The sequence below is a fragment of the Amycolatopsis oliviviridis genome (genome assembly GCF_014654365.1).
GTDB classification, from domain to species: Bacteria; Actinomycetota; Actinomycetes; order Mycobacteriales; family Pseudonocardiaceae; genus Amycolatopsis; species Amycolatopsis oliviviridis.
The window spans coordinates 267,408-291,679 of record NZ_BNAY01000009.1; the positions used below are offsets into that span (position 1 = coordinate 267,408).

The following is a 24,272-nucleotide window of genomic DNA, read 5'->3' on the forward strand; positions in this document are numbered from 1 at the left end:
AGAGACTCATCGGGATGGACGTCGTAGTCGGCCGGATCGCCAAGGCGCACGGAATCCGCGGGGAACTCGCGGTGGACGTGCGCACGGACTCGCCGGAACAGCGGTTCGCGGTCGGTTCGGCCGTCACGACGAAGCTGCGTGACGGCAGCAGCAGAGACCTCACCATCGCAGCCGCCCGCGAACACAGCGGGCGGCTGCTGGTGCGTTTCGAAGAGGTGCTGACCAGGGACGTCGCGGAGACCCTCCGCGGCGCGCTGCTGATCGCCGACACCTCGACGCTGCCGCCGACCGAAGACCCCGACGAGTTCTACGACCACGAACTCGAAGGCCTGCGGGCCGAACTCGCCGACGGCACGGTCGTCGGCAGGGTGCTCGAAATCGTGCATTCGCCCGCCGGTGAACTGCTGTCGATCGAGCACGACGGACGCGAGGTGCTGGTGCCGTTCGTGAAGGCGATCGTCCCGGCCGTCGACGTCGCGGGCGGCCGCGTGGTCCTCGACCCGCCGGAAGGCCTGCTGGACGCCTGATGCGCCTCGACGTCGTCACGATCTTCCCCGAATACCTCGACCCGCTCCGCGCCGCGCTGCTCGGCCGCGCGATCGATCGCGGCCTCATCGAGGTCGGCGTGCACGACCTGCGGGACTGGACGCACGACGTCCACCGCGCGGTCGACGACGCGCCGTACGGCGGCGGACCCGGCATGGTGATGAAACCGCAGATCTGGGGCCCCGCCCTGGACGACGTCTGCGGCGAGAACACCCGCCTCGTGGTCCCCACGCCGGCCGGTCGCCCGTTCACCCAGGCCATGGCCCACCAGTACGCCGCCGAGGAACACCTGGTGTTCGCGTGCGGCCGCTACGAGGGCATCGACCAGCGGGTGATCGATGACGCCGCGCGGCGGATGCCCGTCGACGAGGTCTCCATCGGCGACTATGTGCTCGTCGGCGGCGAGGCCGCGGTCCTGGTGATGGTCGAAGCCGTCGTCCGGCTGCTGCCGGGCGTCCTCGGCAACGCCCGCTCCGCCGAGGAGGACTCGTTCTCCGACGGCCTGCTCGAAGGCCCCAGCTACACGCGGCCGGAGGTCTGGCGGGACCTGGCCGTGCCGGACGTCCTGCGGTCGGGCAACCACGCGCTGATCGACCGCTGGCGCCGCGACCAGGCACTGGAACGCACCGTGCGGCGCAGGCCCGAACTGATCGGCCTGCTGCCGGAAGGTAGTCTCGACAAGCACGATCTCAAGGTCCTCGACCGGTTGGACGAGGGCGGCGACGAGGCCGGGTCAACCACCTGAGTCCTGGTCTGCAATACTTGACAGGTTGGCGTGAGCAGACGCGCGAAACTTGAATCCCGGCGTTGCCGGATATACAAGTCGCGAGGTCGGCCGGAACGCCATAGCCCCCGGGTAGGTCGCAGTGCCCGACACTGCGCGCCCAAGCTGTACGTAAGCCATACGAAGACGAGGACGGACCACCGATGAACACCCTGGACGCGCTGGACGCGCAGTCACTGCGTTCCGACATCCCGGACTTCCGACCGGGCGACACGCTCAAGGTTCACGTCCGCGTCATCGAGGGCAACCGCGAGCGTAACCAGATCTTCCAGGGCGTCGTGCTGCGTCGCCAGGGCGGCGGCGTCCGCGAGACCTTCACGGTCCGCAAGGTGTCGTTCGGCATCGGCGTGGAGCGCACCTTCCCGGTGCACTCGCCGAACATCGCCGAGGTCGAGGTCTTCAAGCGCGGCGACGTCCGCCGGGCGAAGCTGTACTACCTCCGCGAGCTGCGCGGCAAGGCCGCCAAGATCAAGGAACGCCGCGAAAACCGCGAGACGACCTCCGCCAAGTAGGTAGCCACTCGGTTACAGGTAACCTGGCGTCGTGGTCGAACCCGTGTCCCAGAACACCTCCGAAGACGAGCCCGATCGCCCCGATGAGGAGCGCCCGACCAGGGCCTCCCGCCGGGGCCGATCCGGTTCCAAGAAATTCGGCAAGGTCAACAAGAAGCGGTCGTTCTGGAAGGAACTGCCGATCCTGATCGTCGTCGCCCTCGTGCTGACGATCCTGATCCAGCAGTTCCTCGCCAAGGTCTACATGATCCCCTCGGGGTCGATGGAGACCACCTTGCACGGCTGTGCCGGGTGCACGGGCGACCGGATCCTGGTCGACCGGATCACGTACGACTTCACCGATCCCGGCCCGGGTGACGTGGTGGTCTTCAAGGGACCGCCCGCCTGGGCAGGCGAGATCGAGACGCCGGAGTCCAGCAACATCTTCGTCACCGGCTTCCGCGCGCTCGGTTCGCTGATCGGGTTCGCGCCGCCGGACGAGCGCGACTTCGTCAAGCGGATCATCGCGGTCGGCGGCCAGACGGTGCAGTGCTGCGACAACAACCGGGTGGTCGTGGACGGCAAGGCGCTCGACGAGCCGTACGTCCACTGGGAAGAGGGCATGGCGCCCACCGAGAAGACGTTCGAGCCGGTCAAGGTGCCCGCCGGATACGTCTGGGTGATGGGCGACAACCGCAACAACTCGAGCGACTCCCGATTCCAGGGCGGCGGTGGCGTCAACGGCGCCGTCCCGGTCGACAACATCATCGGCAAGGCGCGCGTCATCGTGCTCCCGCCCGGCCGCTGGGGTGGCGTTTCCGACCACAACCCGCAGGCGAACGCTCAGCCGCTGGCGCTCGGTGCGCCGGCTTGGCAGCAGGGGCTTCCCCTGGGCGTAGGCATCGCCGCGGCGTGGCCCGTGGTGTTCCTCGGCAGGCGGATGTCGTCCGGAGTCCGCAAGGCGGTCGACCGGAGGCGGTAAGGCCTTGAGAGTTCCTGTACCGCTCACACCGGCCGAACCGCTTCGGCCGCCGCGGGCAGTGGTGCGCGGCGACCTCTTCTGGGGGTTGCAGGGAGCGCTGGACCGGCGGGGCCTCGGGCCAGTCGCCGGGGTCGACGAGGCAGGGCGCGGTGCTTGCGCCGGCCCGCTCGTCGTGGCCGCTTGCGTCCTGCGTCCCGGTGACGCCGCCCGGCTGCCCGAGCTCACCGACTCGAAGGTGCTCACGGCCAAGGCCCGGGACCGGGTCTACGACCGGGTCGTCCAGCGTGCCGTCGACTACGCGGTCATCGTCATCCCGGCGTCCGAGGTCGACCTGTTCGGCATCCACGTCATGAACCTCGAAGGCATGCGCCGTGCCGTTTCCGCGCTGCGGAAAACGCCGGGCTACGTCCTGACCGACGGCTTCCGCGTGTCCGGGCTGCCCGCGCCGAGCGTCCCGGTGATCAAGGGCGACAAGGCCGTCGCGTGCGTGGCGGCGGCGTCCGTGCTGGCCAAGGTCACACGGGACCGCATCATGGGCGACCTGCACGACGTCCACCCGCACTACGGCTTCGACGTGCACAAGGGGTACAGCACCACCGAGCACAGCGCGGCGCTGAACGCTCACGGTCCGAGTCCGGTCCATCGCTGGTCGTACGCCAACGTGGCCACCGCGGCCGCCGCGCACCGGGTGCGGCCGCCTCACCCGGTCGTGCTGACCGTCGCGGCACTGGAAAACCCGAGCGTGCCGATACGTGCCCTCGGCCCGTACGTGGGTAACAATGAACGCTCCGCCGCTGGAGTAGCAGCAGAATCGCGAGGAGGGGCGCGGATTTCATGAGCGCAGAGGATCTCGAGAAGTACGAGACCGAGATGGAGCTCTCGCTTTACCGCGAGTATCGCGACATAGTCGGCCAGTTCTCGTACGTGGTGGAGACCGAGCGGCGGTTCTATCTGGCCAACGCCGTCGACGTGCAGGTGCGCGACGGCGGCGGCGAGGTGTACTTCGAGGTCCGGATGTCCGACGCGTGGGTCTGGGACATGTACCGGCCCGCCAGGTTCGTCAAGCACGTCCGGGTCATCACGTTCAAGGACGTCAACGTCGAGGAACTCGACAAACCCGACCTTCGCCTGCCGGAGGACGGTCCGTTCTCCGGCTGATCTTCAGAAGCACGTGAAGGCCCCCTTCGCCGCGCTATACGCGGTGAAGGGGGCCTTCACGTTTCGCTAGCACGGGCACCGACGATTTCCGGCCCGCGACCGGCCGCGGCGCCCGAGTTATCCACAACACCCCGGTTGTCCACAGGCCGGCGAATCGAGTCTGGTCCGCACCCCGGTCACCCTGGCAGCGTTGATCGCACACGCACCGTGACGATCGCTGAGGGGGATCGAGATGACGAGTACGACCGGACAACCGTCCGCCGGGGCCTCGCCCATCGAGCTGGGCCGGTGGGGCGAAGACCTCGCGGTCCGGCATCTGGAGAAGACCGGCTACGTCGTCCTGAGCCGCAACTGGCGTTGTCGTGACGGCGAACTGGACCTGGTCGCGACGGATCGGAAACGCCTCGTCTTCTGCGAGGTCAAGACGAGGACGGGGCTCGCCTTCGGCACTCCCGCCGAGGCGGTGACCCCGCTCAAGGCGGACCGCATCCGCCGTCTCGCGTACCAATGGCAGCACGCGTTCATGCTCCGCTGGTGCCCGGTCCGCTACGACATCATCGCGATCGTCGCCCCGCCCGACACCCGGCCGCGGGTGCGGCACATCAAGGCGGCGTTCTGAATGGCACTGGCGAAAGCCTGGTCCGTCGCGCTGCTGGGCGTCGAGGGCAGGATGATCGAGATCGAGGCCGACATCGGCGGCGGTTCGCCGAAGGTGACGATGGTCGGGCTGCCCGACACCGGGCTGAAAGAAGCCAAGGACAGGGTCCGCTCAGCCGTCCGCAACTCGAGTCAGAAGTGGCCGGACGAGAGAGTGATCCTCGGCCTGTCCCCGGCGAACCTGCCGAAGGTGGGTTCCGGCTACGACCTGGGCATCGCGGCGGCGGTCCTGGCCGCGACGGGATCGGTTCCGGCCACGAAGCTGATCCACACCGTGCTGCTCGGCGAACTCGCCCTCGACGGCCGGGTGCGAGCGGTCCGCGGGGTCCTGCCGGGACTGCTGGCGGCGCGCAACGCCGGGTACCGGCGAGCGGTCGTGCCCGCCGAGTCGTTGTTCGAAGCCGCTCTCGTCGACGGGCTGGAGGTCGGCGGCGTTGCCCGGCTGGCCGACTTCGTGGGCTGGCTCAAGGGGGAAGGCGAACTCGTCCGGCCCGAGCCGTTCGCGGTCCAGGAGCCGCCGCGGGTACCCGACCTGGCCGACGTCGTGGGGCAGCCGGAGGCGCGCTGGGCGCTGGAGGTGGCCGCGGCGGGCGGGCATCACCTGCTCATGACGGGCCCGCCCGGGGTGGGCAAGACGATGCTCGCGAAACGCCTCCCCGGCCTTCTGCCGCGCTTGACCGCCGAAGAGTCGTTGCAGGTCACCGCCGTTCATTCGATCGACGGTTCGCTTTCGCGGTCCCGGCCGCTGGTCACCGTGCCGCCGTTCGTCGCGCCGCACCATTCGATCAGCGTGCCCGCCCTGATCGGCGGTGGCAGCGGCCTGGCCGTTCCCGGGGCCATCAGCCGGGCGCACCGGGGCATCCTGTTCCTCGACGAGGTCTGCGAATTCGGCCCGGAACGGCTGGATTCGCTGCGCACCGTCCTCGAAGAAGGCGAGGTCCGGATCGCGAGGGTCAAGGGTGCCGTGCGGTACCCGGCGCGCTTTCAACTGGTGCTGGCGACCAACCCCTGTCCTTGCGCCCCGGCGAAGGACGCTGACTGCATCTGTTCGGCGTCCGCGCGAAGGCGGTACTTGGGCCGGCTGTCCGGACCACTACTCGATCGGGTGGATCTGCGGGTCCGGCTGCGGCCGCTTTCCGCGCTCAGCGCGCACCTGAGCGACCCGCCCGAAGCGTCCGAGACCGTCCGCGAGCGGGTGCTGGAGGCGCGCGAACGAGCCGGGAAACGCTGGGCGGACCATGGCTGGACGGCGAACGCGGAGGTGCCCGGCCCGGCGTTGCGCCGCGAGTTCGCCCTGCCGCCGCAGGTCACGGCGTTGCTGGACCGCGCGCTGGAGCGGGGCGCGATCACCGCGCGCGGCGCGGACCGCTGCCTCCGCATCGCTTGGACGCTCGCCGATCTGAAGGGGGCCGAAAGGCCGGAGGCGGACGAGGTCGCGGCGGCGTTGAACTTTCGAGAGAGGTCATCCGGATGAGTGAACTCGACGCCGATCGGATCGCGCGGTCGTATCTCCTGCGCGTGGCCGAGCCCCCGGCGCCCGCCCTGGTCGGTTTCGTCGGCGAACACGGCCCGATCGCCGCCGCGGAACGGGTGTCGCGCGCGGATTGCCCGCCGAAGGTGCGCGACGAGACGGCCGCGAGGCGAGCGCACGACTACGCCGAGCGAGATCTGGAGCGGGCGGCCGCGGGCGAGACCAGGCTCGTCATCCCGGAAGACGACGAATGGCCGGCCTGGCCGCTGCTCTCGCTGGCCGTCGCGCAGAGCAGGGGCGTCTCCGGCGCGGCACCGCCGCTGGCGCTCTGGGTGCGCGGTCCGGCCAGGCTCGACGAGGCGGTCGACCAGGCGATCGCGATCGTCGGCGCCCGTGCGGCGACCGAGTACGGCGAGCACAACGCGGCCGAGCTGGGGTATCACCTGGCGAGCCGCGGGATCCCGGTGTTCTCGGGGGCGGCGTACGGCATCGACGGTGCGGCCCACCGGGGCGCGCTGAGCGCGGACGGCACCACGGTCGCCCTGCTCGGCTGCGGGATCGACGCCGGGTACCCGGCGCAGCACTCGACCCTGTTGCGCACCATCGGGAAAACCGGCGCGGTGGTGAGCGAGTACCCGCCGGGCACCTCGCCCGCGAGGCATCGCTTCCTCGTCCGGAACAGGCTCATCGCCGCGCTCACGGAAGGGACCGTCGTGGTCGAGGCGGGCAGGCGCAGCGGTGCGCGGAACACCGCCGGTACGGCAGTGGCCCTCGGCAAGGTCGTGATGGCGATGCCGGGACCGGTCTCGTCGGGGATGTCCGCCGGCTGCCACGCGCTGATCCGTGAAGGCGAGGCCACGCTGGTGACCTCGGTCGACGAGATCCTCGAGACCGCGGGACGGCTGGGACAAGCGGGCACGGATCCGCCGAAACCGCGCCGCCACACCGATCGGCTCGGTCCGGAGGCACTGCGAGTGCACGACGCGCTGTCCGAACGGTCGGCGAGGCCCGAGGAACGGATCGCCGCCGAATCCGGCGTCCCGGTCGAGCGCGTCCGCTCGCTGCTTCCCGAACTGGAACTAGATGGCTTCGCGGAAAGAAGTGACACAGGGTGGCGAAGACGGCCTGCCAAGACCTGACTGGCCTACACCCGAGACGCCATCCCGGCACGATCCGACCACGGACACCGCAACAGGGCGCGGCGATGCTTGACCATCCGCCGTACATCGCGCAGCGTGATCGGCATGCCGTCGACCGAAGGTCCCCACGGCACGGGAAAACGCGCCCGCAGACCCGATCTGCGCGCCGCCCGTGCGGCGCTTCCGCAGCCTGCCCGGAAGCTGATCGACGACTACGAGCGGCACCTTTCCCTGGAGCGCGGGCTCTCCGCGCACACGGTGCGTGCCTATCTCGGCGATGTCGTGTCGCTGATGGGGTTCGTGGACGGGAACGGCGGCCGGTTCGAGGATCTCGACATCGGGACGCTGCGTGGCTGGCTGGCCAGGCAACGCGAAGAGGGGGCCAGCCGGACGACCCTGGCCAGGCGGGCGGCGGCGGCCCGCACCTTCACCGCGTGGGCCCACCGGGGCGGCGCGCTCGCGTCCGATCCGGGCGGGCGGCTGGTGGCGCCGCGCGCGCACCGCAAGCTTCCCGGGGTCCTCCGCGCGGAACAGGCGAGCGAGGTCATGCGCTCCTCAGCCGCCGGTGCCGAACAGCGCGACCCGGTGGCCTTGAGGGACAGTGCCATCGTGGAACTGCTCTACGCCACCGGCGTGCGGGTCTCTGAGCTGTGCGGGCTGGACGTCGGCGACGTCGACTTCTCCCGCCGGGTCGTGCTTGTGCTGGGCAAGGGCGGCAAGGAACGCGTCGTGCCGTTCGGTGTCCCCGCCGAAACGGCTTTACGGGCGTGGCTGGACGAAGGCAGGGGCAAACTCGCCGCCGAACCGAAGGGAGCGGCCGAAGCCGCGCTCTTCCTGGGGGCGAGGGGAGGCAGGCTCGACCCGCGGGCGGCCCGCCGGGTCGTGCACGACGCCGTCGGCTCGGTTCCGGGCGCGAACGACATGGGGCCGCATGGCCTGAGGCATTCGGCGGCCACTCATCTGCTCGAAGGCGGTGCCGATCTTCGGAGCGTTCAGGAACTGCTTGGTCACGCTACGCTGGCCACAACGCAGCTCTACACTCATGTGACCGTCGATCGGCTGAAGGCGATCCACGACCGCGCGCACCCCCGGGCCCGATGATGCCGGGGAGGACTCGGCAGGTGACCCGGCGGCCCGGACCGGCGGCGCACGCGCATCCGCACGAGCACGGAGAACACGCTGAGTCGCATGCTGAGAACGGCGGTCCGATGACCGCCGACCCACATGTCACCGAAGCCGCCGGGAAACACAGTCCCGGCGGAAGCGGTCCTGCCGTCGCGCCCGGAGCGCGGACGGCCTACGAGGTGGACGCCGGGATCCAGGCGTTGTGGCGGGAGTTCACCGAATCGCCGGACCAGATCGTGCGCGACAGGCTCGTCCTGCACTACGCCCCGCTCGTCAAATACGTCGCGGGCCGGGTCGGCACCGGCCTGCCGACCCACGTCGACGTCGGTGACCTGATCCAATCCGGGATCTTCGGCCTGGTCGACGCGATCGAGAAGTTCGAACCCGCCAGGGGCCTGCGGTTCGAGACCTACGCCATGCAGCGCATCCGGGGCGCGATCCTCGACGATCTCCGTTCCCAGGACTGGGTGCCCAGGGCGGTGCGCAGCAAGGCCCGCGAGGCCGAGCGCGCGCTGGAACGCCTCGGCGCCCGGCTGAACCGCACGCCGACCGACGCCGAACTGGCGGCCGAGCTCGAAATCAGCGTCGACGACCTGCGCGAGTTCTACGGCCAGCTGCAGCTGACCAGCGTCATCGCACTGGAAGACCTCGTCGCCGCCGGCAAGGACAGCGGCTCGCTGGTCGACACCCTGCCCGACGACGGGGCCGTCGACCCGGTGGCCGTCCTGGTCGACCAGGACAACCGCCGCCAGCTGGCGCAGGCGATCGCCCAGCTCACCGAACGCGACCGGATCGTGGTCGGGCTCTACTACTTCGAGAGCCTGACACTCGCCGAGATCGGCAAGGTCCTCGGCGTCACCGAGTCCCGGGTCAGCCAGCTGCACACCCGCGCCGTCATGCGGCTGCGCGCGAAACTGGTCGAACAGACCTAGGCGCGCCCGGTCGTGAGGGGTGAGGACGGTTCTAACCGGCTTTACCGCTCACGGGTCTCCTTCCCACGGTTTGAGGCGGATTTCGGACGGTTCGCCGATCAGCGCGAGCGGATCGACGTACTCCTCGCCCCGCCGGACACCGAAATGCAGGCACGCCGGTCCGGGGCAGCCCGGATGGCCGGCGACGAGCGTTCCGAGCACCTGGCCGCGGTAAACCTGATCACCCACCGTCACCGTCGGGGCGAGTGGCAGGTACGTGGTGCGCAGGCCTCCTTCGTGATCGATCGAAACCACGCCGCGGCCCGCCACCTGCCCGGCGAACATCACCACGCCCTCGGCGGCCGCGAGCACGTTCGCGCCCGGCGCGGCGGCGAGGTCGACGCCCCGGTGACCGGGACCGTAAGGCGTCGACGGCGGCTCGAAGTACCTGGTGACGCTGGGTGCCGGCGAGAGCGGCCAGGAGAGGCGGCCTTGCGGGGAGGGCGCGCCTCTGGCCGTTCCCGGCATCGCCGAAGCGGTCAGGAGCGCGAGCACGGTCGCGAGGATCGTGAGGCGGGCGAGGCGCCGGGGACGCCCCGGGCGGCGGTGCCTGCCGCCGGTGCGGTCGATCGCGAAGGAATGCCTGGTGACAGGGCGGGAACAGGACGTCATCGTCATGTGTTCCAGCCTGGGGGCACGGCGTGGCGTGCGGGGCGCGCCGAAAGAATCTGTGGATAACCGAGCCGGTTGTGGACAACCCCTCTCATCAGGGGCTGCCGGTGCGGTACCCGGTGGCGACAGGGAGTAGACTCTTTTGCGCGGTCCGCGGCAGCGGGCTGACTTCGCGTGCACGTGCGCGCTCCCGATGGCCGATCTCCTCACGGAGGGTCAGGACAGCCGGGGGTACACGGTCCGGCGGTCCCTGGGGTCACTTCACTCCCGGGTCCGGGCCCGAGCATCTGCACCAGGGCGATCGGCCACCCGGCCGAGAGCGACGAACCGAGCAAGCGCGTTCCGGCCCGGCCGGGCGCGCACGACACAGAAGAGGTTGATTCCGGCAATGGCCGTCGTCACCATGAAGCAGCTGCTCGACAGCGGCGTGCACTTCGGGCACCAGACCCGTCGGTGGAACCCGAAGATGAAGCGCTACATCTTCACCGAGCGCAACGGCATCTACATCATCGACCTGCAGCAGACGCTGACGTACATCGACCGTGCGTTCGAGTTCATCAAGGAAACCGTCGCGCACGGCGGCACCATCATGTTCGTCGGCACGAAGAAGCAGGCTCAGGAAGCCATCGCCTCCGAGGCCTCGCGCGTGGGCATGCCCTACGTGAACCAGCGCTGGCTCGGCGGCATGCTGACCAACTTCCAGACGGTGCACAAGCGTCTTCTCCGCCTGAAGGAGCTCGAGTCGCAGGAGCAGACCGGCGGCTTCGCGGGTCTGACCAAGCGCGAAATCCTCACGCTCACCCGTGAGAAGGACAAGCTCGAGAAGACCCTCGGCGGTATCCGCGACATGGCCAAGGTGCCGAGCATCGTGTGGATCGTCGACACGAAGAAGGAGCACATCGCCGTCGGCGAGGCTCGCAAGCTGAACATCCCGGTCGTCGCGATCCTGGACACCAACTGCGATCCGGACGAGGTCGACTACCCGATCCCGGGTAACGACGACGCGATCCGTTCGGCCGCGCTGCTGACCAAGGTCGTGGCCGAGGCCGCCGCCGCCGGTCTGATGGCCCGCTCCAGCCGCAACGGTTCCTCCGCCGACGCCAAGCCCGAGGCGGGCGTCGCCACGGACGAGCCGCTGGCCGAGTGGGAGAAGGAGCTGCTCGCCGGCTCCGAGACCGCCGCCGCGGACGCCAAGGAAGCCGCCGCCGCGACCGGCGCCGAGGCCCCGGCCGAGCAGGCCACCGCCTCCTCCTGATCCACCTGCCCGTGGGGCCGCCTCCGGGCGGCCCCACGGGTGACTTCCCCAAAAGACTTCTCGTACCTGAAAAAGGACGGACACACCCACGATGGCGAACTACACCGCCGCAGACGTGAAGCGTCTCCGGGAGCTGACCGGCTCCGGCATGATGAACTGCAAGAAGGCGCTGGAGGAGAACGACGGCGACTTCGACAAGGCCGTCGAGTTCCTGCGCATCAAGGGCGCCAAGGACGTCGGCAAGCGCGCCGAGCGCGCCACCGCCGAGGGCCTCGTCGCCGGTGACGGCGGCGTGCTGATCGAGCTCGACTCCGAGACCGACTTCGTCGCGAAGAACGAGGACTTCCAGGCCCTCGCCGCGAAGATCGTCGAGGTCGCGAAGGCCGAGAAGACCAGCGATGTCGAGAAGCTGAAGGCCGCCTCGCTCGACGGCAAGACCGTCGACGAGCAGGTCCAGGAGCTGGCCGCCCGTATCGGCGAGAAGCTCGAGCTGCGCCGTGTCGCCGCTTACGAGGGCACGACCACCACGTACCTGCACCGTCGCGGTGCGGACCTTCCCCCCGCCGTCGGCGTGCTCATCGAGTACACCGGTGAGGGCGAGGCCGCCGCCGAGGCCGCTCGTGGCGCCGCCATGCAGGTCGCCGCGCTCAAGGCGAAGTACCTCACTCGTGAAGAGGTCCCGGCCGACATCGTCGAGAACGAGCGTCGCGTCGCCGAGGCGACCGCCCGCGAAGAGGGCAAGCCGGAGCAGGCCATGCCCAAGATCATCGAGGGCAAGGTCAACGCCTACTACAAGGACAACGTCCTGCTCGAGCAGCCGTCGGTCAAGGACAACAAGAAGACCGTCAAGGCCCTGCTCGACGAGGCCGGCGTGGCCGTGAGCCGGTTCGCCCGGTTCGAGGTCGGCCAGGCCTGATCCAGGCGCGGAACACAAAGAATCACCACTGTGCCCCGTCTCCGTCCATCGGGGACGGGGCACAGTCGGGTTTCAGAGCATTAGGGAGGGCGACATGGGTGTCCGGGTCGAAGGCGGATACCGGCGGGTGCTGCTGAAACTGGGCGGCGAGATGTTCGGCGGCGGTTCCATCGGGGTTGATCCGGATGTGGTGCACTCGGTCGCCCAGCAGATCGCCGACGTCGCACGCACGGGCGTGCAGATCGCCGTCGTGATCGGCGGCGGCAACTACTTCCGCGGCGCGGAACTGTCGCAGCGCGGCATGGACCGTGACCGCGCCGACTACATGGCGATGCTCGGCACCGTCATGAACTGCCTGGCGCTGCAGGACTTCCTGGAGAAGGAGGGCCTGCCCACCCGGGTGCAGACCGCCATCACCATGGGGCAGGTCGCCGAGCCGTACATCCCGCGCCGCGCCGAGCGTCACCTGGAGAAGGGTCGCGTCGTCATCTTCGGCGCCGGGGTCGGCATGCCGTACTTCTCGACCGACACCGCCGCCGCGCAGCGCGCGCTCGAACTCGGCTGCGAAGCCGTCTTGATGGCGAAGGCCGTCGACGGCGTCTACACCGCGGACCCGAAGAGCGACCCGACCGCCGAGATGTTCCACGAGATCAGCCACCGCGAGGTGCTGGAACGGGACCTCAAGGTCGCCGACGCCACCGCGTTCAGCCTGTGCATGGACAACAACATGCCGATCATCGTGTTCAATCTGCTCACCGAGGGGAACATCGCCCGTGCGGTCAGCGGTGAGAGGATCGGCACCCTGGTCGACACCCCCGCCGACGGGGTGCCCGCGTAGTCCTGCTCTGATCTCCGTAATCGGTACGCATACACAACAACGGGAGTAGCCGTGATCGACGAGACCCTCCTCGACGCCGAGGAGAAGATGGAAAAAGCGGTGTCCGTCGCCAAGGAGGACCTGTCGTCGGTACGCACCGGCCGGGCCCACCCGGGGATGTTCTCGCGCGTTGTCGTCGACTACTACGGCGCGCCGACCCCGCTGAACCAGCTGGCGGGCGTCAACATCCCCGAAGCCCGGATGGCGTTGATCAAGCCTTACGACCAGACCTCGCTGAACGCCATCGAGAAGGCGATCCGCGAGTCGGACCTCGGGGTCAACCCGAGCAACGACGGCAACGTGATCCGCATCGTCATCCCGCAGCTCACCGAAGAGCGCCGCAAGGAGATGGTGAAGGTCGCCAAGTCCAAGGGTGAGGACGCCCGCGTCTCGATCCGCAGCGTGCGCCGCAAGGCCAAGGAAGAGCTGGACCGGATCAAGAAGGACGGCGAGGCGGGCGAGGACGAGGTCGTCCACGCCGAGAAGGAACTGCAGAACCTCACCGACTCGTACACGCACAAGGTCGACGAGCTGGTGAAACACAAGGAAGCCGAGCTACTCGAGGTCTGATGAGCCAGGTGAGCGAGGAACGCGAGGACCGGGTGGACGCCCCGGAACCGGTTCCGGCATCGGTGCCGGAGCCCGAAACCGTGCCGGAACCGGCACGGAAGGTTTCCCGTGCCGGCCGCAACCTGCCCGCCGCGATCGGGGTCGGGTTGCTGCTGGGGGCGGCGATCGTCACGTCCTTGCTCACCGTGCGCTTCCTGTTCATCGGCATCATCGCGATCGCGATAGCGGTCGGCACGATCGAGCTAGCCGGGGCACTGAAGCGCGCGGCGGGCATCCGGATCGCGCTGGTCCCGGTGCTCGTCGGCGGTCAGGCGATGATCTGGCTCGCCTGGCCGTACGGCCGCGAGGGCGCGCTGACGGCGTTCGTGCTGACAGTGCTCGTCTGCCTGCTGTGGCGGTTGCCCGGCGGGGCGGACGGCTACCTGCGCGACATCAGCGCCTCGGTCTTCGCCGCCGCGTACATCCCGCTTTTCGGGGCTTTCGCCGCGATGCTCGTCCCGCCGGAGGACGGTGTCGGCCGGGTCCTGGCGTTCATGATCGGCGTCGTCGCCTCGGACACCGGTGGCTACATCGCCGGCGTGCTGGGCGGCAAGCATCCGATGGCGCCCAGCATCAGCCCGAAGAAGACCTGGGAAGGTTTCGCCGGTTCGCTCGTGGCCGGTGTGGTCGCCGGCGCGCTGACCCTGAGCCTCCTGCTCGAGGGCCACGCCTGGCAGGGTGTGCTGTTCGGTGCGGCGATCGTCTGCACGGCGACGCTGGGCGACCTCGTCGAGTCGCTGATCAAACGCGACCTCGGCGTGAAGGACATGGGGAACATGCTGCCGGGGCACGGCGGGCTGATGGACCGGCTCGACTCGTTGCTCCCTTCGGCCGTCGTCTCCTGGCTGCTGCTTTCCGCGTTCGTCCCCGTCCCCTTGTAGGCGAAACCCGGGTGACAAGCCCGGTGCCCTGCGCCAAGGTCGGGGTATGCGAACTCAACCGATGAGTAAGCGACTTCTGGCCCTGGCACTGAGCGTGGTGACGTTCGGCGCCCTGACGACAGCCGTGGCGGAGGCGGGCGAAAGCCCGGTCGTCCGTACGGATTCCGGTCCCGTTCGTGGCGTGAACACCAGCGAATACCGGAGTTTCCAAGGCATCCCGTTCGCCGCGCCACCGGTCGGCGACCTGCGCTGGGCGCCACCGAAGAGACCCGAACCGTGGACCGCCGTGCGGGACGCGAGCAAGCCCGGGCCTCGCTGCGCGCAGGGGCCGGGGCTCGGTTCGGCACCGAGTGACGACGAGGATTGCCTGTATCTCAACGTGATCAGCCCGGCCAAGGCGACACACAAGCCGCGGCCGGTGCTGGTCTGGGTGCACGGTGGCGGGTTCACGTCCGGTGCCGGCAGCGACTACGACTTCAAGCGCATGGCCCTCGGCGGGGACGTCGTCGTGGTGACCGTGAACTACCGGCTGGGCGTTTTCGGCTTCTTCGGTCACCCGGAACTCGGACGCGACTCCGGCGTCTTCGGCCTCCAGGACCAGCAGGCCGCTCTTCGCTGGGTGCAGCGCAACGCCCGAGCCTTCGGCGGGGATCCCCGGAACGTCACGCTGTTCGGTGAATCCGCCGGTGCGATGAGCACCTGCGCCCAGCTGGCCTCCCCGTCGGCCGCGGGACTGTTCCACCGCGCGATCATCCAGAGCGGTCCGTGCACCTTGAGCTGGCCCGATGGCGGGTTCTTCCCCGGCGTGCCCGCGGGCACGCCGTACCTGCCGCGTGCCACCGTCGAGGCGATGGGCGCCGACGCGGCCAAGAAGCTCGGCTGCGCGGACGTCGCCTGCCTTCGACGGCTCCCGGTGAAGGACCTCGTGAACCAGCCGCTGGCGACCCCCGCGTTCGACACCGCCCTGCTGCCCGAACATCCGGCCGCCGCGCTGAAGGCGGGGCACTTCGCCCGCGTCCCGGTGCTGACCGGGGTCACCAGGGACGAAGCGAGACTCTTCGTCGCGCTGTACCCGGAACAGCCGTTCACCGAAGAGCACTACCAAGAGCTGCTGCGGACCGCCTTCGGGGAGAAGGCGCCGCTCGTCGCCGCCCGGTATCCGTCGGCGAAGCACGGCAGCCCGGCGATGGCGTTCGCGGACGCGATGACCGACCGGATCTGGGGCTGTCCTCAGGTGGGCACCGAGCGGTCGCTGCGCGAACGCACCCGGACCTTCGGCTACGAGTTCGCCGATCGGGACGCCCCGCCGCTTCTTCCGCCTCCGCCGGGAATGCACATGGGCGCCTCCCATGGATCCGAATTGCCTTATTTGTCTGATCTAACCGGGATTCCGGTGAAATTGACTCCCGCGCAGCAGGAACTCGCGGCACAAATGATTCGGTACTGGACCGGGTTCGCGAGGACCGGTGATCCGAACGGCGAAGACCTGCCGAAGTGGCGTCCTTCGCCGCGGACGCAATCGCTGGCGCCGGGCGAGATCCGCCCGGTCGACCTCGCGGCCGTGCACGATTGCGCGTTCTGGGCGGGCATCTGACGAAAGAGCCGGGGTGACCTGGTCACCCCGGCTCTCCGCTCAGTCGTCGGTAAGGCTCAGTCGTCGTAAGGATCGTCCACCTCGGCGCTGCCCCAGCCCTCGACGGCCCGGGAGTGGTCGATCACGGCGAACACCGAACCGTCCGGATCGGCGAGGATCGCCATCCGGCCGTACGGGGTGTCGTAGGGCTGGACCACGACGGCGCCGCCGAGCATCAGGGCCTGCCCCGCGGTGGCGTCCGCCCCGCGGGCCGGGTCGAGTTCGAGGTAGACCATCCAATGCGGGGGAGTGTCCTGCCGGTACTCCGAGCCCATCACGTACCGGTACAGCACCGGTTCGTGCTCGATGAGCCATTCGGCGTAGTCGAGCGACATGCCGTCGCCGATCTGGTGGCTGGTGTAGTCGAAGAGGCGGCAGTAGAAGTGATCCGCCGCCGCGCCGTCGTGGGTGTTGAGGTCCGCGCCGCTGAAGGTGTTGGGCACGCCGGTCGCGAACTCCCAGGTGGCGGGTGGTTCCCAGAAGACGACGTGCGCGCCGCACGCGTCGATGGCGTGGACGATGTTGCCGCGATGGGGAATCGCCATCGGCCCGAGGGTGACCCGGCCACCGAGGCTGTCCACCCATTCGGCGGCCGCGGCCGCCTGGGGCACCGAGATGTGGACGCTCCAGCCGTACGGCCCTTCCGCGCCCGCCCGGTACAGGCCGCCGGTCGGGACGCCGTTCAGCGTCGCGATCGAGTAGCGGCCCGTCGGCGTCGCGGGGTCACGCTGAACCGTGAATTCCCAGTCGAAAAGTCCGCTGTAGAAGGCTTGTACGGCCGCTTCGTCTCTGCATGCGAGTTCGATCCAGCACGGGATTCCTGAAGGGATGACGGAAGTGTGGGCGGCCGAGCCAAGCGACATGCGGTTCTCCCTTACCGGTGGGAGTAAAGTCTAGTCGCTATCCGCATTGTTTCCGTCAAAGATTTCGACCTGGATGGCCCGGAACCCGGCCCGGTGTCCCATCGTTGGAGCTTCCGTGCGCTGGTTTCCCCGAGCTGTCTCCTCGTTCCGCCGCGGCGGTGACGAGGTACTGCCGAGCCCGAACATCTGGTACTACCAGCAGGCCTACGAGGTCGAGAACCGCGCGCAGGACGTCGGCGACGACATCTGGAAGGTGCTCGCCGGCGCTCGTGACTGGTCCGGTGCCGACGTGCTCGACATCGGCTGCGGTGACGGTTTCCACCTGCCCCGGTTCGCCGCGACCGCGCGGTCGGTGCTCGGGATCGAGCCCCATGAACCGCTCGTCCGTGACGCGAAGCGCCGCGTCGGGGAACTGCCGAACGTCGAGGTGCGGCAGGGCCGGGCGCAGCGGCTTCCGGTGCCGGACGCGGCTTTCGACGTCGTCCACGCGCGGACCGCGTACTTCTTCGGGCCCGGCTGCGAACCCGGTCTCCGCGAGGCGGAGCGGGTGCTGCGTCCGGGCGGGACGCTGCTGATCGTGGATCTCGATGTGGCCAGCGAGCCCTACGGGCGCTGGATGCGGCTGGATCTGCCGGACTACGACCCGCCGGGAGTCGAGAAGTTCTTCGCCCGTCAGGGATTCGACTGCCGCAAGGTGATGACGCGGTGGCTGTTCGAGGACGCCGCCGCGATGGAAGCGGTGCTGAAGATCGAGTTCAGCGCTCCGGTCGCGGCCAAGGCGATCGCGGAGGTCCGGCGCCTGAACGAGGTTTCGTCAGGCGCCGGTGCGAGGCAGGTGACGCTGCCGGTGGGCTATCGCGTGCATACGCGCACCAAGCCCACCGGCCTCGTCGTGCCAGGTCACTCCGTGTCCTCGGCGGACGCCTCGTCCGGAGTGGGTTCCTCGGCCTCGCCGAGGATGCCGTAGATCGTCCGGCGCGCCTCGTTGAGGACGTCGACGGTACGGGCCTGCTGGCCTTCGCTGCCGGCGTGCATGACCTGCGCGACCGCCGCGGCCAGGGTCGCCCCCGCCTTGCGCAGGTTCACCTCGACCGGGTCGACGTCGTGGGCGATCTGCTCCCACGGCGGGACGGCGTCCTGCTGTTCGGCCGCCGCGCGGCCGGATTCGGTGAGTTCGAACAGCTTCTTGCCGTTCTCGTCCTTGCTGATCACCAGGCCTTCGTCGGCCAGCAGCTGCAGGGTCGGGTAGACCGAGCCGGGGCTCGGCTTCCAGAAGCCGCCGCTGCGCTCGCCGATCTCGCGGATGATCTCGTAACCGTGCCTCGGCTGCTCGGAAAGCAGCGCGAGGATCGCGGCGCGGACGTCACCGCGCTTGCCGCGCCGTCCGCCGGGGCCACCGCGACGGCCGTGCCGATGCCGGTGGCCGGGCCCGCCCGGACCCGGGGGAAAGTCGCCGAAGCCGCCGCGAGCCCAGGGCCCGAAGGCGGGACGGCCGTGTTCTGGAGGGAAAGGTCGTCGTCGCATGATGTGAATCCTCTCTACGTACTGTTCCGACTCGTTCACGATATATCGGAAACGGTCGCACGACAACCCCTTTCCTGTGAGTTGGGTCTCAGGGGCTTGTGTTCGTCAGGCGCGTGGGAGCGGGAAGACGTTGAGGTCCCGCCGGGTCCGACGCCTCCGCCTCGCCGTCACGCTGGTGATCCTTCCGTTGCCCCGCAAGGGAAAACCGGCGGGGAACGGTGGCACGAGACCCGGCACCAGGGTGTGCCCGACGTGATGCCCGGCGGCCGCGACGTCACAGGTCGTGAGGTCGACGCTGATCACTTCGAAGCCGCGGGCTTCGACGCGGTCCCGATACGCCTTGAGTCGCCGTTCCCCGAGCGCGGGCAACTCGTCCCAGGACCGCTCCGGCAGGTTGCGCAGCCGCGGCGCGACCCGTCCGCCTGCCCGCGGGTCGAGATAGATCTGGTGCTGGCAAAGGAGATCGGTGACGTCGGCGAAGTCGTCGCGGTAGGAGTCGAGGTAGCGCCGGTCCGCCCGGTACGGCTTGAGATCGCCGTGCTCCCGGCGCAGGCCGGACAAGCCGCGTTCGCTGTCGAGGGTCCGGTAGGTGTGCTGCGAGGCGAACCCCGCGGCGAGCGCGGTCTTGGCGGCTTCGAGCGCGTCCGGCCGGGTGGCGAAGCCGAAGGACAGCCGTCGCGTCACGCGGTCGAGCACCGCGGCCGCGATCACCGGGACGTCGAATTCGTTGTCGAGCGGGATGAGTGTGACCTCGTGGCCTTCCGTGGCGTCGGCGATGATCGACCGGAGCCCGTCCGGGATCGGGAGCCGAGCGAGTCGGGGTGTGTCCGCCCACCAGAGCATGGTGGTGTCGCCTTCGAGGACCTCTTCGAGCCCGGACGTGACGGCCTGTTCGGCCGAGTCCCCGTCGGCGAGACCCGCAGGCAGAGGATCGGCGAAGCGTGGCTCTCCCGCTTGCCGCTCCCGGGAGACCAGGAACGCGGGTACCCAGACGGATTCGCCGGTGGTGTGGGAAAAGCCCTCCACCCACGAGCAGTCCGAGTCCGTCGTCAGCGGTGTGAACGGGAAGTCTGGGGACCGGTACTGCTCGGCCGAATAGAGGTTCAGGCGGCGAGGGTCGAGGGCTGGGACGCCATAGCGAGCGAGGCGCTCGTAACTGCCGAAGCGCACTTCGCGGTCCGGAGCGAGCCAGCTCCCGCAGTAGCGTTTCACCGCTTCGCCGACGGCTGCTTGCTTGGCGAGGTCGAAGTCGTGCCACGCCGCGCCGAGGGCCTGGCGGTCGTTGGGCCAGTTCGAGACGCGGCGCATGTCCGCGACGTCGACAGCGCACACGCGCAACCTGGCGGGCATTCCCGGCGACGGCGGGATCTCGCGGATCCCGGTCACGATCCCGGTCCGGTCGTCGATCAGTGACGCGGTGTCCAAGGTGCCCGGGACCGGCCGGGCGCGATCCGGGACGGGAAGGATCGGGCGGCGGACCTCGGTCAGGTCCGCCGGGTCCAGGTCGATCTCGCCGGCGGTGAGCGCGGTCCGCCCGCCGGAGAGCCAGCGTTCCAGGTGGGCGGCGAGCATCGCCGACACCCAGCGGACGTCTCCGGGGCCCAGCGCGGGCGGGACGATGTCGAGCACGGGGGGATCCGGCGCGGCCGCGCGCCGGCGGGCGGCGACGTCGCCGAAGTCGATCCCGCCGGGGGTGATCGCGGGTCCGGCGATCACCCGCCCGCGTTCACGGCGCAGCGGCAGCCATCGCACTCCGCTCTCGGCGCACAAGGAGTCCAGTGTGGTCAGCTCGTCGTGGGCGGGGTGATCGAAAGCCGCGACCACGACGGTGGTCTTCGTGTCCACTTCGGACAGATCGCGCAGGGGGCCCACGCTCGCGTACCCGCTGACGGTGAGCAGTTCCGCGAGCGGCACGGTGAGTTCCCGTGATCCGGTGAGGAGAACCGTGGTTTCGTGAATGATGGCGCACCACCTCCGCTGACCGAGTCTCGGACGGCGCGTGACGTACGCGCGTCTCCTCGTATGCGATCCGCACGGCGTGGACCGGAACACGTCACGTGACCTGGGGAACAGTGATCCGGGGCGGCTCGGGCGCGCCGAAGGTGGACATGGGACACTGAGTGAGCTATGACTGCCCTCCCTCTCGTCTTCGACGCGCCCAAGCGCGGCCTCCCGCCGCGCCACCTCGCCGACCTCACCACCGCCGAGCGGGCCGAGGCCGTCGCCGAGCTGGGGGAGAAGCCGTTCCGCGCGAAGCAGCTGTCGAACCACTACTTCTCCCGGCTCACGGTGGACCCGGAGGAGATGACCGACATCCCGGCGGCGTCGCGGGAGAAGCTCGTCGGCGATCTGATGCCGACGCTGCTCACCGAGATCAAGGCGCTCGCCTGCGACGACGGCACCACCCGCAAGACCCTGTGGCGCGCGCACGACGGGACCCTGCTGGAGAGCGTGCTCATGCGCTACCCGGACCGCGCGACCCTGTGCATTTCGAGCCAGGCGGGCTGCGGGATGGCGTGCCCGTTCTGCGCGACCGGACAGGGCGGCCTCGACCGGAACCTCTCGACGGCGGAGATCGTCGACCAGGTCCGCTCCGCCGCCGCCGTGATGCGCGACGGCGCGATGCCCGGCGGCCCCGGCCGTCTGTCGAACATCGTCTTCATGGGGATGGGCGAGCCGCTCGCGAACTACAAGCGGGTGGTGGCGGCGGTCCGGCGGATCACGGATCCCTCCCCGGCGGGGCTGGGGATCGGCCAGCGTTCGGTGACGGTGTCGACGGTGGGCCTTGCCCCGGCGATCCGCAAACTCGCGGACGAGAAGATGCAGGTGCGGCTGGCGGTTTCGCTGCACACGCCGGACGACGAGCTGCGCGACACGCTGGTGCCGGTGAACGAGCGCTGGTCGGTGGACGAGGTCCTGTCCGCGGCCCGGTACTACGCGGACACGTCGGGACGGCGGGTGTCGATCGAGTACGCGCTGATCCGGGACGTCAACGATCAGCCTTGGCGGGCCGAACTGCTGGCGAAGCGTCTTCGCCAGCACCTGGGCCAGCTGGTGCACGTGAACGTGATCCCGCTGAACCCGACTCCGGGCAGCAAGTGGGACGCGTCGCCGAAGCCGGTGGAGCGGGAGTTCGTCCGGCTGGTGAACGCGGGCGGGGTAGCGTGCACGGTGCGTGACACGCGTGGTCAGGAGATCGCGGCGGCTTGCGGTCAGCTCGCCGCCGAGAACTGAGTTTTCCTTTCAGTGATGGAGATTTTGTCGTGATGTATGCCCCCAGCCTGTTGGATCCGGCTGCGGAGGAGCTGAAGCTCGCGGACGTGATCGGCCATGGCGCGACGGGGGTCGCGCGCGAGGCCCGGACGCTGCTGGGTGAGCGGTTCAGCTCGGTGACCTTCATGTACGTCCTGATGCGGGCGTTCGAGGTGGAGTACACGGCGGCGCGGGACGCTTCGCGGTGGCACGAGTTCCACGGCGGGCCGTACGCGTTGTCGGACGCCGACCTGGAAGCGCTGCTGGCGCCCTGGCTCACCCGCTGACTCAGGTCGACGGCGCGGTCCTGAGCATCCAGTCACTGAAGGCGGCGAAACGCTCGGCGTTTTCGGCGGCTCCGACGGCGTACTCGATCGCGTCGGAATGCTCGCGCACCTTGTGCAGGCGAGCACGGCGGGCGCTTTCGTAGCGGACGAGCGCCTTGGCCAGGTCTGATTCCTTCGTCAATTCGGCGCGCAGGACCCCGGCGTCTTCGATGCCCAGGGTGCCGCCCACCGCGAGGTGCGGGGACAGGCCATGCGCGGCGTCCCCGATCAGCGCGACCCTGGCGGTGGTCCAGTACGGCAGCTCGGGGACGAGCATGATCTGGTTCTCCAGGATGTCTTCCTCCGGCGTCGCGGCGATCATCGCCAGCAGCTCGTCGTGCCAGCCGTCCTTCGCCAGGTTCCGGGCCTGTCGCAGCGCTCGGTCCCTTTTGCCGCCGGCCGGTTCCCCGGCGTCGAACCGGTTGACCCACCACATCGTCCGCCCTCCCGCGACCCGCGTGTACCCGCCCCGGGTCCGGTTCGAGCCGATGGTGAGAGCCGTGCCCTCGGGACGCTCGTCGCCGGAGGGCACCAGTGCCCGCCAGACGCGGTTGCCTTCGTGTTCGACGGCCTGGCTGCCCGGCAGCAGGGCGGCGCGGACGTCGGAGTACACCCCGTCCGCGCCGATCAGGAGATCCGCGCGCAGGGACGGACCGCCGTCGACGTGCACCGCCACTTCCGCGTCCTGCTCGGTGAAGCCGGTGACATGGGTGTTCACGCGAATGCGGTCCAAGCCGACGGTCTCGGCCAGCAGGGTGTTCAGGGCCGGCCTCGGCACCATCAGGAATCGGTAGCGGGACGGGTCGTAGCCGTCCGCGCGTTTCGGCTTCCCGGCGGCGTCGAAGAACCAGGCGTCGACGATGTCGCCCATGCTCCGGACGTCGTCGCCGATGCCGAGTTCGTCGAATTCCCGTAACGCGTTGGGCCACAGGCCGATCCCGGCGCCCACGGCCCGCACCTCCGGGGCGTGCTCCAGCACGGTGACGTCGTGCCCGATCAGGCGCAACGACGCCGCTGTGGTGAGCCCGACCAGCCCCGCTCCCACGATCACAATGCGCATAGGACCAGCCAAGGGGAGAACCCGCATGACTTCAAATGCATGGATGGGTATGGCTAGCATTACCTGAGTGCATCTTGATCTGAACCTGCTGGTCACCCTGGACGCGCTGCTCGACGAGCGCAGCGTCACCGCGGCCGCCGACAGGCTGTATCTCACGCAGCCGGCCATGAGCCGCGCGCTCGCCCGGATCCGGCGGGCCACCGGCGACCAGATCCTCGTCCGGTCCGGCAGGACGATGCTGCCCACGCCCTACGCCGAGCAGATCCGCGACGAGGTGCACCAGCTGGTCACCCGCGCCCAGGCGGTGCTGACCCCGGCGGCCGACGTGGATCCGGCCACCCTGGAACGAACCTTCACCGTGCAGTGCAACGACGTCGTCATCGACGCGCTCGTCACGCACCTCGCCGCCGACCTCACCCGGATGGCGCCCGGGGTCTGCCTGCGAGTCCTCAGCGATTCCGCGGACATCGCCGCCGACGACCTGCGGCGGGGCCGCGCCGATCTGCAGATCACCAATCAGGTCCCGACCGGCACCGAAGCCCGTTCGGCCACGGTGCTCACCGACGAACTCGCCGTGATCGGCCGCGGCGACCTGCCGCAGCCGCCGTCGACGTGGGACGCGCTCGCCGCGCTCCCGCATGTGGTGATCTCCCGCCAAGGCGGCCGGCGCAACCGCGTCGACGAGTTCCTCAAGGCTCGCGAACTGCGCCGGAAAGTCGCCTTCACCGTGCCGACCTTGGCGCTGGCGCTCCGGATCGTCGACACGCACAACCTGGTGACCGTCGCTCCCCGGCTGCTCACCCGGCACGCGCTCCCGCCCTCGCTGCGCACGTATCCCATGCCCGGGCCCACTCCGCCGATCCCGGCCGTCCTCGCGTGGCACGCCCGTCACGACCGGGACGCCGCGCACCGATGGTTGCGCACCTTGATCATCGACGCGCTCGGCGAGATGACGCGGGAGACCGGCGAGTAAGAAGATGTTGCATCGGCGGCGAGTTTCGCGACTGTACCGGCGTGACGCCGAACATCCTGGCGGCGGACGTCACCGGCCCGTACTTCATGCAGATCCTGGAAGGCTTCGCCAAGGAAGCCACCGCCTTGCCGGGCAAGGCGGTGCCGGACTTCCTCGCCGGTCGCTGA

27 protein-coding genes are annotated in these 24,272 nt (G+C 69.6%); 22 read left to right on the forward strand and 5 right to left on the reverse strand.

What is annotated here, in order from left to right; translation table 11 throughout:
• The first annotated feature begins 14 nt into the window (after window positions 1-14).
• The 11 genes from rimM (at window position 15) to IE302_RS33495 (ending at window position 9,285) form a co-directional block, all read left to right on the forward strand.
• Complete coding sequence (rimM, locus tag IE302_RS33445; protein WP_191258445.1) at window positions 15-527, forward strand: ribosome maturation factor RimM; 513 nt, start codon at window positions 15-17, stop codon at window positions 525-527.
• Window positions 527-1,291 (forward strand): tRNA (guanosine(37)-N1)-methyltransferase TrmD, encoded by a 765-nt coding sequence (gene trmD / locus IE302_RS33450; protein WP_191258446.1) that lies wholly within the window; start codon window positions 527-529, stop codon window positions 1,289-1,291. The genes rimM and trmD overlap by 1 nt, the downstream gene beginning before the upstream one ends.
• A gap of 182 nt (window positions 1,292-1,473) precedes the next feature.
• Window positions 1,474-1,842 carry a 50S ribosomal protein L19 gene (gene rplS / locus IE302_RS33455; protein ID WP_191258447.1) on the forward strand — a complete coding sequence of 123 codons (369 nt, stop codon included), beginning with the start codon at window positions 1,474-1,476 and terminating at the stop codon, window positions 1,840-1,842.
• Window positions 1,843-1,873: 31 nt separating this feature from the next.
• The gene (gene lepB / locus IE302_RS33460) at window positions 1,874-2,803 is read left to right on the forward strand and encodes a signal peptidase I (protein ID WP_191258448.1); all 930 of its coding nucleotides are present in this window, start codon (window positions 1,874-1,876) and stop codon (window positions 2,801-2,803) included.
• A 58-nt stretch (window positions 2,804-2,861) separates the two neighbouring features.
• The gene (locus IE302_RS33465; protein ID WP_191258582.1) at window positions 2,862-3,641 is read left to right on the forward strand and encodes a ribonuclease HII; all 780 of its coding nucleotides are present in this window, start codon (window positions 2,862-2,864) and stop codon (window positions 3,639-3,641) included.
• A complete protein-coding gene (locus tag IE302_RS33470) occupies window positions 3,638-3,961 on the forward strand; it encodes a DUF2469 domain-containing protein (RefSeq protein ID WP_003096226.1) in 324 nt (107 codons plus the stop codon). The genes IE302_RS33465 and IE302_RS33470 overlap by 4 nt, the downstream gene beginning before the upstream one ends.
• 232 nt (window positions 3,962-4,193) lie before the next feature.
• Window positions 4,194-4,580, forward strand: coding sequence for a YraN family protein (locus IE302_RS33475; protein WP_191258449.1), 387 nt, complete (start codon window positions 4,194-4,196; stop codon window positions 4,578-4,580).
• Window positions 4,581-6,092 carry a YifB family Mg chelatase-like AAA ATPase gene (locus tag IE302_RS33480; protein WP_191258450.1) on the forward strand — a complete coding sequence of 504 codons (1,512 nt, stop codon included), beginning with the start codon at window positions 4,581-4,583 and terminating at the stop codon, window positions 6,090-6,092.
• Window positions 6,089-7,228, forward strand: a complete 1,140-nt coding sequence (dprA, locus tag IE302_RS33485; protein ID WP_191258451.1) for a DNA-processing protein DprA — start codon at window positions 6,089-6,091, stop codon at window positions 7,226-7,228. The genes IE302_RS33480 and dprA overlap by 4 nt, the downstream gene beginning before the upstream one ends.
• 105 nt (window positions 7,229-7,333) lie before the next feature.
• On the forward strand, window positions 7,334-8,329 hold the full coding sequence (locus IE302_RS33490; protein ID WP_191258452.1) for a tyrosine recombinase XerC: 996 nt from the start codon (window positions 7,334-7,336) through the stop codon (window positions 8,327-8,329).
• A 20-nt stretch (window positions 8,330-8,349) separates the two neighbouring features.
• Entirely contained in the window at window positions 8,350-9,285 is a 936-nt protein-coding gene (locus IE302_RS33495; protein ID WP_191258453.1) for a FliA/WhiG family RNA polymerase sigma factor, read from the forward strand.
• Window positions 9,286-9,333: 48 nt separating this feature from the next.
• On the opposite strand, the gene IE302_RS33500 is transcribed toward IE302_RS33495, so the two are convergent.
• The gene (locus IE302_RS33500; protein WP_191258454.1) at window positions 9,334-9,942 is read right to left on the reverse strand and encodes a murein hydrolase activator EnvC family protein; all 609 of its coding nucleotides are present in this window, start codon (window positions 9,940-9,942) and stop codon (window positions 9,334-9,336) included.
• A gap of 382 nt (window positions 9,943-10,324) precedes the next feature.
• Between IE302_RS33500 and rpsB the strand changes: the two genes are divergently transcribed.
• From rpsB to IE302_RS33530, 6 genes are all read left to right on the forward strand, one after another.
• Window positions 10,325-11,191: a 30S ribosomal protein S2 gene (gene rpsB, locus IE302_RS33505; RefSeq protein WP_191258455.1), complete on the forward strand. Its 867-nt coding sequence runs from the start codon at window positions 10,325-10,327 to the stop codon at window positions 11,189-11,191.
• A gap of 91 nt (window positions 11,192-11,282) precedes the next feature.
• Entirely contained in the window at window positions 11,283-12,107 is an 825-nt protein-coding gene (tsf, locus tag IE302_RS33510; RefSeq protein WP_191258456.1) for a translation elongation factor Ts, read from the forward strand.
• 94 nt (window positions 12,108-12,201) lie between these two features.
• Window positions 12,202-12,945 (forward strand): UMP kinase, encoded by a 744-nt coding sequence (pyrH, locus tag IE302_RS33515; RefSeq protein ID WP_005154669.1) that lies wholly within the window; start codon window positions 12,202-12,204, stop codon window positions 12,943-12,945.
• 51 nt (window positions 12,946-12,996) lie between these two features.
• Window positions 12,997-13,554: a ribosome recycling factor gene (frr, locus tag IE302_RS33520; protein WP_005154668.1), complete on the forward strand. Its 558-nt coding sequence runs from the start codon at window positions 12,997-12,999 to the stop codon at window positions 13,552-13,554.
• Window positions 13,554-14,474 carry a phosphatidate cytidylyltransferase gene (locus IE302_RS33525; RefSeq protein WP_191258457.1) on the forward strand — a complete coding sequence of 307 codons (921 nt, stop codon included), beginning with the start codon at window positions 13,554-13,556 and terminating at the stop codon, window positions 14,472-14,474. The genes frr and IE302_RS33525 overlap by 1 nt, the downstream gene beginning before the upstream one ends.
• Before the next feature lie 61 nt (window positions 14,475-14,535).
• Window positions 14,536-16,068: a carboxylesterase/lipase family protein gene (locus IE302_RS33530; RefSeq protein ID WP_229908081.1), complete on the forward strand. Its 1,533-nt coding sequence runs from the start codon at window positions 14,536-14,538 to the stop codon at window positions 16,066-16,068.
• A gap of 56 nt (window positions 16,069-16,124) precedes the next feature.
• Here IE302_RS33530 and IE302_RS33535 read toward each other — a convergent pair whose 3' ends face one another.
• Window positions 16,125-16,970: a VOC family protein gene (locus tag IE302_RS33535; protein ID WP_191258458.1), complete on the reverse strand. Its 846-nt coding sequence runs from the start codon at window positions 16,968-16,970 to the stop codon at window positions 16,125-16,127.
• 115 nt (window positions 16,971-17,085) lie between these two features.
• Here IE302_RS33535 and IE302_RS33540 point away from each other — a divergent pair, with 115 nt between their 5' ends.
• Window positions 17,086-17,937, forward strand: coding sequence for a class I SAM-dependent methyltransferase (locus IE302_RS33540; protein WP_191258459.1), 852 nt, complete (start codon window positions 17,086-17,088; stop codon window positions 17,935-17,937).
• On the opposite strand, the gene IE302_RS33545 is transcribed toward IE302_RS33540, so the two are convergent.
• Window positions 17,871-18,494: a PadR family transcriptional regulator gene (locus IE302_RS33545; RefSeq protein ID WP_191258460.1), complete on the reverse strand. Its 624-nt coding sequence runs from the start codon at window positions 18,492-18,494 to the stop codon at window positions 17,871-17,873. The genes IE302_RS33540 and IE302_RS33545 overlap by 67 nt on opposite strands.
• Window positions 18,495-18,599: 105 nt before the next feature.
• Window positions 18,600-20,408 carry a YcaO-like family protein gene (locus tag IE302_RS33550; RefSeq protein WP_229908082.1) on the reverse strand — a complete coding sequence of 603 codons (1,809 nt, stop codon included), beginning with the start codon at window positions 20,406-20,408 and terminating at the stop codon, window positions 18,600-18,602.
• A 213-nt stretch (window positions 20,409-20,621) separates the two neighbouring features.
• Between IE302_RS33550 and rlmN the strand changes: the two genes are divergently transcribed.
• Together rlmN and IE302_RS33560 are read left to right on the forward strand one after the other, a co-directional pair.
• Entirely contained in the window at window positions 20,622-21,728 is a 1,107-nt protein-coding gene (rlmN, locus tag IE302_RS33555; protein WP_191258462.1) for a dual-specificity RNA methyltransferase RlmN, read from the forward strand.
• Between the two features lie 32 nt (window positions 21,729-21,760).
• Window positions 21,761-22,033 carry a hypothetical protein gene (locus IE302_RS33560; RefSeq protein ID WP_052014376.1) on the forward strand — a complete coding sequence of 91 codons (273 nt, stop codon included), beginning with the start codon at window positions 21,761-21,763 and terminating at the stop codon, window positions 22,031-22,033.
• A 1-nt stretch (window position 22,034) separates the two neighbouring features.
• Here IE302_RS33560 and IE302_RS33565 read toward each other — a convergent pair whose 3' ends face one another.
• A complete protein-coding gene (locus IE302_RS33565) occupies window positions 22,035-23,132 on the reverse strand; it encodes an FAD-dependent monooxygenase (protein ID WP_191258463.1) in 1,098 nt (365 codons plus the stop codon).
• A gap of 67 nt (window positions 23,133-23,199) precedes the next feature.
• On the opposite strand from IE302_RS33565, the gene IE302_RS33570 reads away from it, so the two are divergent.
• Window positions 23,200-24,105 carry a LysR family transcriptional regulator gene (locus tag IE302_RS33570; RefSeq protein ID WP_191258464.1) on the forward strand — a complete coding sequence of 302 codons (906 nt, stop codon included), beginning with the start codon at window positions 23,200-23,202 and terminating at the stop codon, window positions 24,103-24,105.
• Between the two features lie 41 nt (window positions 24,106-24,146).
• On the forward strand, window positions 24,147-24,272 hold the full coding sequence (locus IE302_RS43110; protein WP_268246787.1) for a hypothetical protein: 126 nt from the start codon (window positions 24,147-24,149) through the stop codon (window positions 24,270-24,272).

Bases quoted from the DNA above. Each gene is read 5' to 3' on its own strand.
- IE302_RS33525 (WP_191258457.1), top strand. From the start codon at position 13,554: ATGAGCCAGGTGAGCGAGGAACGCGAGGACCGGGTGGACGCCCCGGAA.
- tsf (WP_191258456.1), top strand. From the start codon at position 11,283: ATGGCGAACTACACCGCCGCAGACGTGAAGCGTCTCCGGGAGCTGACC.
- rpsB (WP_191258455.1), top strand. From the start codon at position 10,325: ATGGCCGTCGTCACCATGAAGCAGCTGCTCGACAGCGGCGTGCACTTC.
- IE302_RS33480 (WP_191258450.1), top strand. From the start codon at position 4,581: ATGGCACTGGCGAAAGCCTGGTCCGTCGCGCTGCTGGGCGTCGAGGGC.
- IE302_RS33530 (WP_229908081.1), top strand. From the start codon at position 14,536: ATGAGTAAGCGACTTCTGGCCCTGGCACTGAGCGTGGTGACGTTCGGC.
- IE302_RS33475 (WP_191258449.1), top strand. From the start codon at position 4,194: ATGACGAGTACGACCGGACAACCGTCCGCCGGGGCCTCGCCCATCGAG.
- IE302_RS33490 (WP_191258452.1), top strand. From the start codon at position 7,334: ATGCCGTCGACCGAAGGTCCCCACGGCACGGGAAAACGCGCCCGCAGA.
- dprA (WP_191258451.1), top strand. From the start codon at position 6,089: ATGAGTGAACTCGACGCCGATCGGATCGCGCGGTCGTATCTCCTGCGC.
- rimM (WP_191258445.1), top strand. From the start codon at position 15: ATGGACGTCGTAGTCGGCCGGATCGCCAAGGCGCACGGAATCCGCGGG.
- trmD (WP_191258446.1), top strand. From the start codon at position 527: ATGCGCCTCGACGTCGTCACGATCTTCCCCGAATACCTCGACCCGCTC.
- IE302_RS33470 (WP_003096226.1), top strand. From the start codon at position 3,638: ATGAGCGCAGAGGATCTCGAGAAGTACGAGACCGAGATGGAGCTCTCG.
- IE302_RS33560 (WP_052014376.1), top strand. From the start codon at position 21,761: ATGTATGCCCCCAGCCTGTTGGATCCGGCTGCGGAGGAGCTGAAGCTC.
- IE302_RS33535 (WP_191258458.1), bottom strand. From the start codon at position 16,970: ATGTCGCTTGGCTCGGCCGCCCACACTTCCGTCATCCCTTCAGGAATC.
- rplS (WP_191258447.1), top strand. From the start codon at position 1,474: ATGAACACCCTGGACGCGCTGGACGCGCAGTCACTGCGTTCCGACATC.
- IE302_RS33545 (WP_191258460.1), bottom strand. From the start codon at position 18,494: ATGCGACGACGACCTTTCCCTCCAGAACACGGCCGTCCCGCCTTCGGG.
- IE302_RS33565 (WP_191258463.1), bottom strand. From the start codon at position 23,132: ATGCGCATTGTGATCGTGGGAGCGGGGCTGGTCGGGCTCACCACAGCG.
- IE302_RS33500 (WP_191258454.1), bottom strand. From the start codon at position 9,942: ATGACGATGACGTCCTGTTCCCGCCCTGTCACCAGGCATTCCTTCGCG.
- rlmN (WP_191258462.1), top strand. From the start codon at position 20,622: ATGACTGCCCTCCCTCTCGTCTTCGACGCGCCCAAGCGCGGCCTCCCG.
- pyrH (WP_005154669.1), top strand. From the start codon at position 12,202: ATGGGTGTCCGGGTCGAAGGCGGATACCGGCGGGTGCTGCTGAAACTG.